Annotated in this window: 14 protein-coding genes; 8 read left to right on the top strand and 6 right to left on the bottom strand. The window is 40.6% G+C overall.

Translation table 11 applies throughout. The features are described 5' to 3' along the window. Nucleotides 1–3: 3 nt before the first annotated feature. The 4 genes from BN6556_RS01965 (at nt 4) to BN6556_RS01950 (ending at nt 4,738) form a co-directional block, all read left to right on the top strand. Nucleotides 4–1,185 (top strand): GTP-binding protein, encoded by a 1,182-nt coding sequence (locus tag BN6556_RS01965; RefSeq protein ID WP_066186462.1) that lies wholly within the window; start codon nt 4–6, stop codon nt 1,183–1,185. A 250-nt stretch (nt 1,186–1,435) separates the two neighbouring features. After that, entirely contained in the window at nt 1,436–2,773 is a 1,338-nt protein-coding gene (locus BN6556_RS01960) for a replication-associated recombination protein A (protein WP_066186625.1), read from the top strand. Nucleotides 2,774–2,782: 9 nt separating this feature from the next. Further along, nucleotides 2,783–3,598 carry a Cof-type HAD-IIB family hydrolase gene (locus tag BN6556_RS01955; protein ID WP_066186458.1) on the top strand — a complete coding sequence of 272 codons (816 nt, stop codon included), beginning with the start codon at nt 2,783–2,785 and terminating at the stop codon, nt 3,596–3,598. A gap of 126 nt (nt 3,599–3,724) precedes the next feature. Beyond that, nucleotides 3,725–4,738 carry an NADP-dependent oxidoreductase gene (locus tag BN6556_RS01950; protein ID WP_066186453.1) on the top strand — a complete coding sequence of 338 codons (1,014 nt, stop codon included), beginning with the start codon at nt 3,725–3,727 and terminating at the stop codon, nt 4,736–4,738. Nucleotides 4,739–4,900: 162 nt separating this feature from the next. Here the strand turns inward: BN6556_RS01950 and BN6556_RS01945 are convergent, their stop codons facing one another. Beyond that, the gene (locus BN6556_RS01945) at nt 4,901–5,827 is read right to left on the bottom strand and encodes a VanW family protein (RefSeq protein ID WP_066186451.1); all 927 of its coding nucleotides are present in this window, start codon (nt 5,825–5,827) and stop codon (nt 4,901–4,903) included. Nucleotides 5,828–5,928: 101 nt separating this feature from the next. After that, complete coding sequence (locus tag BN6556_RS01940) at nt 5,929–6,948, bottom strand: YeiH family protein (protein WP_066186445.1); 1,020 nt, start codon at nt 6,946–6,948, stop codon at nt 5,929–5,931. A gap of 124 nt (nt 6,949–7,072) precedes the next feature. Here BN6556_RS01940 and BN6556_RS01935 point away from each other — a divergent pair, with 124 nt between their 5' ends. Beyond that, complete coding sequence (locus BN6556_RS01935) at nt 7,073–7,969, top strand: LysR family transcriptional regulator (RefSeq protein WP_066186442.1); 897 nt, start codon at nt 7,073–7,075, stop codon at nt 7,967–7,969. A 206-nt stretch (nt 7,970–8,175) separates the two neighbouring features. Further along, nucleotides 8,176–8,301, top strand: coding sequence for a hypothetical protein (locus BN6556_RS22600; protein ID WP_262361273.1), 126 nt, complete (start codon nt 8,176–8,178; stop codon nt 8,299–8,301). 268 nt (nt 8,302–8,569) lie between these two features. On the opposite strand, the gene BN6556_RS01930 is transcribed toward BN6556_RS22600, so the two are convergent. Further along, a complete protein-coding gene (locus BN6556_RS01930; RefSeq protein WP_066186439.1) occupies nt 8,570–9,148 on the bottom strand; it encodes a hypothetical protein in 579 nt (192 codons plus the stop codon). 368 nt (nt 9,149–9,516) lie between these two features. Then, a complete protein-coding gene (locus tag BN6556_RS01920; RefSeq protein ID WP_066186433.1) occupies nt 9,517–10,137 on the bottom strand; it encodes a hypothetical protein in 621 nt (206 codons plus the stop codon). Nucleotides 10,138–10,446: 309 nt separating this feature from the next. On the opposite strand from BN6556_RS01920, the gene BN6556_RS01915 reads away from it, so the two are divergent. After that, nucleotides 10,447–10,803: an MmcQ/YjbR family DNA-binding protein gene (locus tag BN6556_RS01915; protein ID WP_066186430.1), complete on the top strand. Its 357-nt coding sequence runs from the start codon at nt 10,447–10,449 to the stop codon at nt 10,801–10,803. Between the two features lie 47 nt (nt 10,804–10,850). Here the strand turns inward: BN6556_RS01915 and BN6556_RS01910 are convergent, their stop codons facing one another. Beyond that, the gene (locus BN6556_RS01910; RefSeq protein WP_235817434.1) at nt 10,851–11,045 is read right to left on the bottom strand and encodes a DUF4083 family protein; all 195 of its coding nucleotides are present in this window, start codon (nt 11,043–11,045) and stop codon (nt 10,851–10,853) included. A gap of 223 nt (nt 11,046–11,268) precedes the next feature. Next, nucleotides 11,269–12,126, bottom strand: coding sequence for an oxidoreductase (locus BN6556_RS01905; RefSeq protein ID WP_066186424.1), 858 nt, complete (start codon nt 12,124–12,126; stop codon nt 11,269–11,271). Between the two features lie 545 nt (nt 12,127–12,671). Between BN6556_RS01905 and BN6556_RS01900 the strand changes: the two genes are divergently transcribed. Then, complete coding sequence (locus BN6556_RS01900; protein ID WP_066186422.1) at nt 12,672–13,517, top strand: SPFH domain-containing protein; 846 nt, start codon at nt 12,672–12,674, stop codon at nt 13,515–13,517. Nucleotides 13,518–13,522 lie beyond the last annotated feature (5 nt).

Below are 13,522 nucleotides of genomic sequence, written 5' to 3'. Positions count from 1 at the left end.
TTGATGAACAAAAGAATTCCAGTAACCGTTTTGAGTGGGTTTCTAGGCGCGGGCAAGACATCCATGCTTAACCACCTGCTTACCGAACAACATGGACAGAAAATAGCCGTTATTGTCAATGATATGAGCGAAATCAACATCGATGCCAGGTTGGTGAAGGAAGGTAGTTTGATCCGCACCGAGGAAAATATGGTAGAGATGACTAACGGCTGTATCTGCTGTACCTTGCGAGAAGACTTAATCGTCGAATTGGAAAAACTGGCGAAGCAGGATATCGATTATGTCTTGATTGAATCAAGCGGTGTCTCAGAACCAATCCCGGTCGCTCAGAGTTTCGTCTATGCCGATGAAGAATTAGGAATAGATTTACAAGCCCTTTTCCAACTGGATACGATGGTAACATTAGTCAATGGCCAGCAGTTTTGGCAAGATTATCGCTCAGAGGATTTGCTGCTGGACCGGGAATTACATGTATCGGATGATGATGAGCGGGGGATTGTCGATTTACTAGTCGATCAAATCGAATTTGCCAATGTGATTGTGTTAAACAAAGTAGATAAGCTGTCGAGTGAGGAGATGGAAGAATTAAAAGATTTACTTTATAAGCTAAATCCAGAGGCAAAGATTATTCCCACTACATTTGGTCAAATAGATCCTTTACAAGTGCTGCATACCGGTCAATTTGATTTGGAAGAGGCAAGTCACGGGGCTGGCTGGATCAAAGAGTTAAATCAAGAACACGTACCAGAGACCGAAGAGTATGGGATTAGCTCCTTTGTCTATCGAAGTAGAAGGCCATTCCATCCTGGACGATTTCAGGAATGGCTGGAGAATTGGCCAGATGAAATTCTTCGGGCGAAAGGTTTCTTTTGGTTAGTCACCAGAAATGATGTGGCCGGCTTTTTATCACAGGCCGGGTCGATGCTGACTTTAGAAGGTGCTGGAAGATGGCTGGCAAGCTATTCCGAAGAGGAGCAAGCGGCATTAAAGGCAGATGATCCAGGTCTGTTTGATAATTGGGATGAAGCAGCCGGTGACCGCATTACGGAACTTGTTTGTATAGGCCGTGAAATGGATAAAAATCAGATTATTGCTTCATTAAATGATTGCCTAGTGACAGAGGAAGAAGCGGACAAACCTGCCTCTGCTTTTGTGGATTCATTACCTGCATTTGCGATGACATAGAGAATATCTCCCCCCTAACGAATCTATTTTGCACTTAAGTGGTGCAAAATGGATTCGTTTTTTGTTCCGATACAATAGAGAGAGGTGTTGGACATAGGGATATGACGATCAAAAATAAGAGTCAGACTCGAAAAAAAGGCCGTTATTTTCACATGGCAAATACTTTGAACAATTTAATTAGATGCAAAACAAACATACGTTTGATACAATGGAGTTATCATAAAATTCTCATGCAAAGAGGTGACCCATGATGAAACAGGAGTCTCTTTTCTCAGAAGATAATAAAAAAAGCACTCCGCTTGCTAGCCGAATCCGTCCGAAAGCGTTGGATGAATTTGTCGGGCAGCAGCACTTGCTAGGATCAGGTAAAGTACTGCGGGATATCATTGAAAACGATCAAGTGTCTTCCTTGATTTTCTGGGGACCACCTGGGGTAGGCAAAACAACCTTGGCGGAGATTATTGCGCGAAAGACCGAGTCCACATTTATTAACCTGTCAGCGGTAAATAGTGGAATAAAAGAGATTAAACAAATGATGAAGGAAGCCGAATCCAGACGCGATTTTGGCGAAAAGACGATTATTTTTATCGATGAGATCCATCGGTTTAACAAAGCGCAGCAGGATGCCTTTCTCCCTTATGTCGAGAACGGTAGTATCATTTTAATCGGGGCGACCACGGAAAATCCATCCTTTGAAGTGAATGCCGCCCTGTTGTCTAGGAGTAAGGTGTTTGTCTTAAAACTATTGGAAACCGAAGACATTGTCAATCTTTTGAAAACGGCGATTGCTCATCCTGATGGTTTCGGGGATAAAAAGATCGATATTACGAAACAAGCTTTAACCGCTATTGCGAAATTTGCAAATGGGGATGCAAGAAGTGCCTTAAATACATTAGAAATGGCGGTGTTAAATAGTGAGGAGACAGCAGAGGGAATTGCTATCACTGAAGATCAGTTGCAACAATTAATCACCAGAACCTCCCTTCTTTATGATAAAAATGGAGAGGAACATTATAATATTATTTCTGCCTTGCATAAATCGATGCGAAATAGTGATGTGGACGCGGCGATTTATTGGCTGTCGCGAATGTTGGAATCGGGGGAAGATCCTATCTATATTGCTAGAAGGCTGCTACGTTTTGCCAGTGAGGATATCGGACTTGCCGATGCCCGTGCCTTAAGTATCACAACGGATGTTTTTCAGGCGTGCCGTTTTATTGGTATGCCGGAATGTGATGTTCATTTAACAGAAGCGGTGATTTATTTGTCCTTAGCACCGAAATCTAATGCCGTCTATACTGCACGTTTGCAAGCAAGGAAAGATGTGAAGGAATCGATTAATGAACCAGTGCCATTACAAATCAGGAACGCGCCGACCAATTTAATGAAGGAACTGGACTATGGTAAGGATTATCAGTATTCCCATCAACAAGAAGAGAAATTAACGACGATGAAAACGATGCCGCCTTCCTTAGAGGGACGGGAATATTACCTGCCAACCGATCAAGGACATGAGAAAAAATTCAAAGAAAGACTGGATTATATCAAAGCATGGCATCAAGAGTATGATAATAAAGACAGAGACTAGGAGGATAATATGAAAGTGATTTTTTTAGATATTGATGGTACCTTGGTCAACTATGAAACCCAGATTCCAGTGTCTGCTATGGAAGCAGTACAAGCGACAAGAAAAAAGGGGAATAAGGTTTACCTTAGCACGGGTCGTAGTAAGGCAGAGGTGTACAGCCATCTATGGGATATTGGGTTGGATGGCATGATTGGTGGCAATGGGATGTATATCGAAGACAATGGTGAAGTGCTGCAAGATTTGATGATGGAAAAGCAAGATGTGATCAAAACCGTCGATTGGATGCAGGAGCAAGGGATAGCCTTTTATTTAGAAAGTAAGAATGGCTTGTTTGCCTGTGAGCACTTTTTAGAAAAGACGACGGAGAAGTTATGGGGAGAAGCTTCTAAAGAGAATCAAGAACGGCTTCAAGCCATTTATCCCGACATGATTTACGGAGGAGACTTGTATCGGGATGATGTAGCGAAAATCAGCTTTTGTTTGCATCCTGATAAACTGGCGGAAGCAAAAGCTACGTTTGGTGATCATTTGAAAGTAGACACGTGGTCAGCAACCGGAGAAAAACCGGAATTTGGCGAGTTTGCCATTTTGGGATCGGATAAGGTACATGCCGTTGACCAATTATTGAATCATTTACAGGTCGGCAAGGAGCATACTTTTGCCTTTGGTGATGCGGCCAGTGATAAGCAAATGATTGAGTATTGCCAAGTAGGGATAGCGATGGGGAATGCTCAACCTAATTTAAAAGCAGCGGCTGATTATGTCACCAATCATGTCGATGCAGATGGGTTATGGAAGGCGTTTGAGAGATATGAATTGGTTTAAAAATGAACTTAACTAAACATAAAAAAGCGAATATTCTTTTTTTGTACAGTCATGTTTATCCATAGAAACCATGAGGAACAACTAAATAGAAGCATATACTAATCAGCTATCAAGGAGGACTGTGTGATGAAACAAGAGCAATTGATATTACGTGATCGACCAAATGGACTGCCAAACGAAGATACCTTTCAATTTCAGACAGTGGAAGTGGGAGAGCCAGGCGAGAACGAGGTATTGGTAAAAACACTATACGTTTCCGTCGATCCTTATATGCGTGGAAGAATGTCAGATGCCCCATCCTATGCGGCATCATTTGAGGTAGGTGAACCGTTGGCAGGTGGGGTCGTTGGACAAGTGACCAAATCCAATAGTGATCAGCTGAAGGTGGGAGATTTGGTCACAGGTGCGCTGGATTTTCAAGAGTACAATGTGGTATCAGGAGATCAGGTTCGTCAAGTCGATACAAAAGGCTTAAGCCCCAGCAGTGCATTAAGTGTACTAGGAATGCCGGCATTGACAGCCTATTTTGGGATGATGCATATCGGTGAACCGAAACAGGGCGAAACCGTTGTTGTCTCAGGAGCCGCTGGAGCCGTTGGACAAATCGCTGGGCAATTGGCCAAAAGAGCTGGAGCGCGGGTGGTTGGCATTGTAGGATCAGAGAAAAAAGCACGCTATATTACGGAGACTTTGGGCTATGATGCAGCCGTGGAATATAAAAAGGGAAATGTAAGCGACCAGTTACAAGAGACTTGTCCAGATGGAATTGATGTCTATTATGAAAACGTCGGCGGTGAGATTTCTGATGCGGTTTGGCCGTTGTTAAATGTGTTCGCACGTGTGCCGGTATGTGGATCTATTTCTTCCTACAACCTAAAGGAAGACGAACAGGATATTGGCTTGCGAGTACAGCGATTTTTGGTGAAGTCTCGGGTGAAAATGCAAGGCTTGCTTGTCGGCGACTTTGCAGCACATTACGATGAGGCTTATCAAGTACTAGGGGAGGCTGTTGCCAAGGGAGAGTTGAAGTTTGAAGAAACGATTCACGAAGGTTTTCGTGACATACCTGATGCCTTTTTAGGGTTATTTACTGGTGAGAATATTGGGAAACAGCTGGTGAAGGTGGCGGATGAAGAATAAATGACCGCAAAAACATATCTTCTGCCTATTTGTAGAAGATATGTTTTTTCTTAAAGAAGTTGATAAGTGAGAAACCATCGCTGAATTTTGATGTGTAAGGTTGGCCGCTAGAGATAAAATGTATTATTTTACAAAAAGGCATCGTCTCTTATTTCTTTCCGTTTAATCTCCTGCGCTCTCTTCTTCTGGTATTTTTGTTGGTGCCTTGGGAACAGAGCGGGAATCGTAATTAATCACATCTGATGAATGCAGAGTGATCACAACCGTTCCTTCATAACGCTTGGAACGAATCAGGATCGGTTGATTATACATGTTTTGAAAACGAAAATCAGGACCGTGCCAGCTTACCGTCGCATCACGTCCAGGTGGAACGTACTTGACACGTCGGCTATGCGCATAGCGTTCAACAATTTCGAGTCCCGCACCGTCAACAGCGTTAAACAAGGTGGATGACACTTGGCAGATTCCTCCGCCAACATCTTCTGCCAGTTCTCCTTTCACAATGACGGTGGAACGCTTGTATCCCCGCTCGACCGTTCGTTCTCCCACTACTTCGTTAAATGAAAATATCTCGTTAGGAAAGATCACATAGTTGTCTACTGCTTCTGCGGAAAGTTGAATATTGTGCGTGCGATTTTGATTATTTGCATTGAAATAAGTGACATACTGGCCAATTTTTTGCATTCGAACATTGGCGAGCAATTCACTGTCCACCTTTGGATAAATCTCCAACACGGGCACTTCCAAAGTGGCAGATTTACTTTCTATAAAATAGGCATAAAACTGTTTTTTAAATGCCTTCTTGTCCAATCCGTACCCCAGTTGTCCTGGATCGATCTCTTCTTGGTCATTAATGGTAGCATTCACTGGTTCCATGTAAATCTGTTGATCCAATTCTTCTACTAATCGATCAAGCTTTTCCATATTTATCAAAGGAGTTCCGGTAAAAGGTAAAGAGAAGTTCTCACGATCGATGGTAGCGATTATTTCTCCTTGATGCGTAATGGTTAAGCGATCAGGTTCCTCCATAGGTTGGGCAATGGGTAACACCAATGCAATAAAATAAGCGATGAAAAATGATGGCTTCATAAATGACATACCTCCCACTATCAGTATGAGCAATAGGTAAGAGGTTTATGTATGTGATTGGGATGGGTTTGGATTGTGTACGTCAACAAGTACCCATCATTTCACACCATAAAATAAGCAACAATCGATAAAACAACTGAGGTAATCCCCATGGCTAACAACGGCTTTAGCGCCCGTGCACGTAAGTCTTTGAGACTGACATTCAAACCTAATCCAACCATGGCGGCGGTTAGAATCCAGGTGGTAGCAGTGGCGGTCGCGCCCATCACATCTGAAGATACCGGAATCGCATGTCCCAGCACGTAACTGCCGAAAATGCTCATTAGGATAAATCCAAGCAAAAACCAAGGGAAAGCAACCTTGTTTCCTGCTTGCTGCCTGTTATTTTTGCGCTTCATGATATAAATCAACAGAAAGCAGAGCGGAACCAGTAAAAACACGCGTCCTAGTTTTGCTAACAAGGCAATCGCCAAGGCATCTTCTCCAGCAGGTTCTGCCGCGATTGCCACATGAGCTAATTCGTGCAAGCTGATACCCGACCAAATCCCATAATCGGCAGGGATTAATGGAAGTAATGGTCGCAAAATGGTATAGACAATCGCGAATATGGTTCCCATTAATGCGATAATACCGACTCCAATGGCTGTATCTTCCTCTTTCGCTTTGACAATCGGTGCAACAGCCGCAATGGCAGCAGCGCCACAAACTCCGGTTCCAACCCCTAATAAAAGGGAAATACTCTTATCTGCCTTAAATACCTTGGCCAGCCACATGGTTAATCCGATCGCTAAGGCAATCACGAACGCATCACGAATCAGCAACCCCCAGCCTTCATGAAATACGGTAGCTATATTCAATTTCAATCCATATAAGATAATCGCCAAACGCAAGAGCTTTTGCGTGGAAAAGGTAATCCCTTTGCGTAAGATATCTGGATAGCCAAAAACTTGTCGGTAGATTACGGCAATAATAATCGCACAGGCTAACTGGCCGACATGATTCAGGCCGGGGAACATAGCCAGTAAGCTGCCGAGTAGTGCAATCAAAAATGTAAAAGCAATCCCTGCAATATATTTTCCGGTAAAAATAAGGGATTGTTTATTGATGGCTAATGAAGTCATCTAAACACCTCCTTTTTTAAGCATAAGCGAAGTTAATGCATAAGAAAAATAATTTATTATAATAACTACGATAAGTAAAATGTTATAATAAAAGGAATAGATATTAAAGGAGGTGGAGTGAGAAATGGATCAACATTTACAAATTTTTATAACAGTTGCCGAGAAACAAAGTTTTTCAAAGGCGGCAGCAGCGCATTATATGACACAGCCAGCAGTTAGCCAATACATCCGTACATTAGAAAATAGTATGGGGGTACGTTTACTGGAGCGGAGTAACAAGTATGTCCGTTTAAATAAGGCAGGGGAGATCGTGTATCATCATGGGAAAGAAATCCTCGGTTTGTATACCACGATGCAACATTTGGTCGACGATCTAATGAACCAAGCAAATGGACCGCTCTCCATCGGTGCGAGTTATACCTTTGGCGAATATGTTCTTCCTCGGATTATTGCCAATATGCAGGAAACCTATCCTGATATTGATCCGACTGTCACGATTGGCAATACCGAACATATTGCCGAGTTGGTGGAGAGTCACCAATTGGATGTTGGGATTGTCGAAGGTCATTTCCCCCAGCAAAAGTTAATCACCGAGGAGTTTGCAGAGGATGATATGGTGATTGTCGTCTCGCCCAGCCATCGATTAGGCAAGCGTTCGAAACCAGTTGGAGTAGAAGAATTGCAACAAGAAAAGTGGATTGTGCGGGAACATGGATCGGGTACGAGGGAAGCAACAGAGACAGTTTTTGAGATGTTAGACATCCAGCCATCCCGCTTGATGCATTATAGCAGTACACAACCGATTAAAGAATCTGTAGCAGCGGGATTGGGAATTAGCTTGCTTTCTCAATGGGCGATTCAAAAGGAGATTCGATATGGCGATTTAGAGATTATTCCTGTCAAAGGGCTACCATTTTCTCGCAAATTTTCGATCATTACACCATCCCCTTTTCAAACGAAGGCATTGGAAACCTTTATCGGATTATTGCATGATAATCGTATTATTGAGACTTTGTCATGAGAAAGGTGTATGTCTTACGGGCTGGAGATCATTCCCATAAGAATCTCGTGGACTGAGGAGAGCAAATCGCGCTCCTGGGTCCATAAGAATTGGCTGGGAGTATGTAACGTGTTCGGCTTCTCTATTGTCATAAGAAAATAATTCTCTGAAACCATTTGAAATGTCATTACGTGTAAGGAATAGCAAGGCATTAGGAGGAGAGGACATTGACAATTAAAATAGAAGGACTGCAAAAAAAGTATCGTTCGTTTCAAGCATTGAAGGATATCGACCTGCAGATGGAGACGGGATTATTTGGTCTATTATCAACCAACCGAGCATCTGCATCTTAGATGAACCGTTTGTTGGTTTGGATACAGAGGAGCGGCTCTACTTCCAGCGCGTGTCAGAGCGCTTATCTTATCATAGTGTCGTTATTATCAGCACGCATTTATTGGACGAAATGAATCCATCTCAACAAAATCGGTTGCTTTACCTAAAGGAAGGTGCTCTGATTTATGATGAATAATAACTTATAAAATCCGAAAGAAGATGTTTTCCTCTAAGAAGTAGGACAACATCTTCTTCGTTTAATAAGAACAGTAATGATTCAAAAAGAAACTAATATCCATCATAACACCAGTTTAAATCGTTAGCTGCATTATCATCCCAGCTATCCATTAATACCTCATAAGTGACCCCTTCATCCTCGAAATCAAATAAATCTAATAACTGATAATAGGCCTCGAACCTTTTATTGGCATCAGAATCGATTGTGAATTCTGTTTTTTTCTTGCAAAATTGGAGTTCATAGGAAGCTTCCTCTGCTCTAATTGATCGAGCTGTTTCAATTAAAAAGGTCTCCATGGATCTTAATGTAGTTTCTATGGAATGTAGTTGACTGCGTTCTTCTTTAGAAAGTTCTCTATATTGGGATAAAAAATAAATGGATTTTAATAATTTTTCGATATCAACTCGTAAAGGCTCCCAATAACTTAGGCTGTCCTCTGAATAATTTTCTTGATCCATTACTGGTTCGATATCCTGCGATAACAGGTATGTTTCGGAAGCAATCCGCTCCTGAATAGTAGAGACTAGCTGTTGAGTGCTCTTATAATTGTTGTAATATAGCCAGGAGCAGGCAAGAGTTGTTACCAGCAATAGCACTATCGCAATAATCAGATAATTTTTCTTTTGCATATCGATTTACTCCAATACTTGATAATCCTCTTTAAAAGATTTATCAATTTCGTGAATTTTGTTTGTGTACCCTCCAAATGCACTCTTTTCGTAGATATCAAATGAGCACTTGTCATAGATTGATCAGCTACAATGTTTTCGTGATCATTACTCAACCATTTCCACGCTATTGCATTTGTTGGGAGGTTTTCTGAACCTGCTGGCCAATTAACCGTCCCTTTATAAAAACCATCTGTGTCATAAATAATTAACGATTCATTTTCAAACATATAATATGCGCGAGGTATGGTCTCTATTAAATCATCGTTACTATACAAGTCTGGGTTATTGTCCAAAGAATCTCGCGCTTCGTTTTCCAAGTACTATACCTATCCGTTCGAATGAAGATATGGCAAAAACCATGATTCCATTGTAGCAATTTGTTCTTTCTTTTTTTCAAACTCATCTTTGCTCTTAAAATGATCTAAATCCATTTCCTGAGAAAGACTTTTTATTTGATTAACTGAAAATAAGTTCGGTAATTCATCTTCAAAATACAATAATTCATTTGAGTTATTATCCACGAGTGCCATTTTGATTACGTTTTTTTCCGTTAACGTATTATAATTAATAGGTAGTAGTAATTCCTTCGGGGCATTTTCTTCTATCTTAACTGATTTAATAGTATATTTATCCGTATCACTAAAGTCTATAAGATAACCACCGGTGATTTGATTAGAAGAAGGATAGACTTTCCCGTTTGTTTGTAAATCATATGTTTCGCCATTGTAAGATAGCTTGGACTCCATATATACTTTATTTTGTTCTGTAGAAAAGCTGTTAACTGCTAGTTCGGCATCTAATTGTTTCTTATTTTCAATCTCGAATATCTTGTCCCCATATACAATGCCTTGAATATCATGATTTGCCTCATTGCTACTTGCTTGAGATGAACACCCACCCAAAAAGATAGCAATGAATAGAATGACTAAACTTATTAATTTCTTCAATCACATCACTCTCCTGTATATTTTTTTACAGTTACATATTATACGTTAATAGACTCCTCTCCTCAACCATAAATTTCCCATTAAACCTAAAAATGAAATTTGAGGTTCAAAGAGGTATGCTATTTTCAAGCGTAATGGAAATATGTCATTTTTGATAAGATATTGTAAAACTTATTAGATATTGCATAATTTTTAAGCTCTCTAAGATGTTTTTAGTTGCAAAATGCGAATGATAGGAATCGTGATTAGCATAAAGCGATGGAGGGTATGATGATTATAAAATGAATGGAATGAAAGTGAGGGAATGTTATGGTAAACAGAAGCGATGTTTTTGATTTTGTTCAAGAAACATATGACATAAAACCAGATTATCCATGGAAAACATACGCCAACTATGCTGTCTTGAGACATGAAAAGAACGGAAAATGGTTCGGTTTAATCATGGATATTACGAAGGACAAAATAGGATTGGATAGTGAAGAGAAAACGGATGTGTTGAATGTGAAAGTAAGGAAAGAATTCGTCGGTTCGTTAAGAAAAGAAGAGGGGATTTATCCGGCATATCATATGAATAAATTAAATTGGGTCAGTATTCATTTGGCTGAAATGAAGAGTATCCATCCTATTAAAGATTTAATTGCAGAGAGTTTTGAATTAACAATATAAAAACAGAATCGTATAAGCAAACAGCAGCAGTCATAAAACAAGGAAGTTTAATCACTTTTTTCCTTCACCAAAGCAATGATATCATCTAATTTCTTTTCTATGTTTTGATAATGTTCAGCTCGCTTCTGGTTATTCTCTACTATTCTTTTAACAAATAGCACAAGCGAAATGACAAACAAAACCACTAGACCTAATATGAGCAACAGGTATAATATTGGAAGTAAGTTAAGGTCAGCCATCATCACAGATTTCCGTCTCCTCTCTTTGTATCCATAAATCAACATAAATATTTACTGATAATATTATTGTATTTAGTCTTATATGTCAAAAAAGAAAAAACAACAGATAAATTTACCAATGAAAAGAGTAGCCTTTCCACTCTATATAGCTTCATTTTTTTCATTACTCAATCAACCAATTATAAACATCATGGGAGCAGAAACTCTGAGCGGGAGAAGCTTCTTGCTATTTGGATATCTCACTTGCCACAAGCAGGCTGTACACTGTATCGAGATAAGGTGTGTGTAGCGCGTGTGTTCGGCTTTTCAGATATAAATAGCCTTGAATATAATCGGTTTCCATTGGCTGTTGATGGATGCGGTCATAATACATGCTGGTGCCCATATGGGGCGGATAACCATCATAAATCGTCATAATCTCGTTGACGATCGTTGGCTTAAAATCAATTCCCTCCGCAGCGGCGATAGAGATGCCTTCTTTTAACAATTCCTCACAGATGGTACGTATCTTTCTGTCTTGCAAAATAACTGCCGTGTTTTGACTTAATGCCGTGACGGAATTGATCGCTAAATTGACGAGCAATTTATACCAGATATCATGCAAATAATCACGATGCAGCTGGATATCAAGATTGCTTTTGGATACTGCCTCTTTTAGGCCATAGGTGGCACTGTTTTCAGGCAAAATCAACGTTCGATCACGAAAATGAGTGATTACCTGTCCCTTTTTTTGTCCACTAATATAGACAACGGCTTGATAGGTGTGAGGCAGGGGAAAACGTTCTAGCTGACCATAGCCATTTTGACAAAGAATGCAGATGGTTTGTCGGTGCAAGACTTGGTCGAGATAGGGGAGGATCGTCTCCAACTGAGTGCCTTTTACGGTAATAAATACATAATCAAACGTTGTCGTCGTCTCTGAAAGTGGGGCAACAGGTAGTGTGGTAGAGGTGTTGTCGTTATGATGGACTTGTACCTTCCCAGGTTGTTTTCCTAGTAAGGTAACAGCATACCCAGCTTTTTGAAGGGATTCTCCAATCACTGCACCCACCGCGCCCGGACCGATTACGGCAAATCTAGACATTATGGTCGCTCTCCTTTTACTGATTCATTGTTTCTAGCGTTGCAATTATTGGTTAGAAAGTCAAGGATTAATTCCTTTTACGTTCTGAGAAATGATCGCAGGATGACACCAAAGAGAACTAGCTTCTATTTATTCATTAATATTTTCAATGTTATCACTTTACAATAAAATACAAAAGTGATATCATAATAATATAAATAAGATATATAAGGAGGGACGATATGCCTGCAATCTGGATGCTTTCCATTGGCGTTTTTGTCTGGGTCCTATATGCATTTGTTCGGAGCTTGAAAGGGAATGAATAATACAGCGACGGAATCTGTCAATATGGTCGCTATAGTCTATATTTATTAGCTTTTGAGCTGGTATTATTATTGCTGTTTGATCTGAGCATTTTATATCTTTGACCGGATGATTTTGTTGAGGTATTCTGCTTTATTGTAGGAATCCTCTTTTTGGAAATATACATCCAGATTTTCGAAACAAATAATAGGCAATTCGCATTCCAAGGAGCAAAAAAATCTTTGTACATAGGAGAGGATGTCATGCAAGAACGCAAGGCGTGGAGTATAAACGGTGTATTAGGAATAGGGCTTATTATATTATTACTTGCTGCTGGTGTATTTAGCTTTGTCCAAGAACAAATAGTCTTGGGAATTATTCTGGCAGTAATTGCAGTTATTCTTGCTAGTGGTATTACGTTGGTGCAGCCAAACCAGTCCGTGGTGGTCATTTTTCTCGGGAAGTATATGGGAACGGTAAGACAGGAAGGAATCGTGGTGACGGTGCCATTTTCAGTACGACGAACGATTTCATTACGGGTGCGTAACTTTAATAGTAACCGTCTTAAAGTCAATGATATCAATGGGAACCCTATTGAGATTGCCGCAGTTGTAGTTTTTAAGGTTACGGATGCGGCCAAGGCAGTTTTTGAGGTTGATAATTACAAGCAGTTTGTCGAGATTCAAAGTGAAACAGCTATCCGTGCTGTGGCGACTACGTATCCATATGATTCCTTTTCTGAGAATGAGCGAACCCTGCGTGGAAATGCAGATCTGGTATCGGGGGAGCTAACAACAGAGTTGCAACAACGTCTTGACATTGCTGGAGTCGAAGTCGATGAGGTCCGTCTGACTCATTTGGCTTATTCCACCGAGATTGCCCAAGCCATGCTGCAACGTCAGCAAGCAAGTGCGATTATCTCCGCTCGTAAGCTAATTGTCCAAGGAGCGGTTGGTATGGCACAAGATGCGATTGCCCGTTTGGAGACAGATAATGTAGTAGACTTAGACGAAGAACGCCGGGTGGCGATGATCAATAATCTACTCGTTGCGATCGTTTCGGATCGAGGAACGCAACCTGTGATTAATACAGGAACTCTTTATCAATAAGTAGG

Origin of the sequence: Gracilibacillus timonensis (assembly GCF_900086715.1) — a bacterium.
GTDB classification, from domain to species: domain Bacteria; phylum Bacillota; class Bacilli; order Bacillales; family Amphibacillaceae; genus Gracilibacillus; species Gracilibacillus timonensis.
Note: the sequence above shows the minus strand (reverse complement) of the source record. Positions and strands in the feature narration are given on the sequence as shown.

Excerpts from the sequence above, each read along its gene's own strand:
- BN6556_RS01965 (WP_066186462.1), top strand. The coding sequence starts at position 4 with ATGAACAAAAGAATTCCAGTAACCGTTTTGAGTGGGTTTCTAGGCGCG.
- BN6556_RS01960 (WP_066186625.1), top strand. The coding sequence starts at position 1,436 with ATGAAACAGGAGTCTCTTTTCTCAGAAGATAATAAAAAAAGCACTCCG.
- BN6556_RS01955 (WP_066186458.1), top strand. The coding sequence starts at position 2,783 with ATGAAAGTGATTTTTTTAGATATTGATGGTACCTTGGTCAACTATGAA.
- BN6556_RS01950 (WP_066186453.1), top strand. The coding sequence starts at position 3,725 with ATGAAACAAGAGCAATTGATATTACGTGATCGACCAAATGGACTGCCA.
- BN6556_RS01945 (WP_066186451.1), bottom strand. The coding sequence starts at position 5,827 with ATGAAGCCATCATTTTTCATCGCTTATTTTATTGCATTGGTGTTACCC.
- BN6556_RS01940 (WP_066186445.1), bottom strand. The coding sequence starts at position 6,948 with ATGACTTCATTAGCCATCAATAAACAATCCCTTATTTTTACCGGAAAA.
- BN6556_RS01935 (WP_066186442.1), top strand. The coding sequence starts at position 7,073 with ATGGATCAACATTTACAAATTTTTATAACAGTTGCCGAGAAACAAAGT.
- BN6556_RS01930 (WP_066186439.1), bottom strand. The coding sequence starts at position 9,148 with ATGCAAAAGAAAAATTATCTGATTATTGCGATAGTGCTATTGCTGGTA.
- BN6556_RS01915 (WP_066186430.1), top strand. The coding sequence starts at position 10,447 with ATGGTAAACAGAAGCGATGTTTTTGATTTTGTTCAAGAAACATATGAC.
- BN6556_RS01910 (WP_235817434.1), bottom strand. The coding sequence starts at position 11,045 with ATGATGGCTGACCTTAACTTACTTCCAATATTATACCTGTTGCTCATA.
- BN6556_RS01905 (WP_066186424.1), bottom strand. The coding sequence starts at position 12,126 with ATGTCTAGATTTGCCGTAATCGGTCCGGGCGCGGTGGGTGCAGTGATT.
- BN6556_RS01900 (WP_066186422.1), top strand. The coding sequence starts at position 12,672 with ATGCAAGAACGCAAGGCGTGGAGTATAAACGGTGTATTAGGAATAGGG.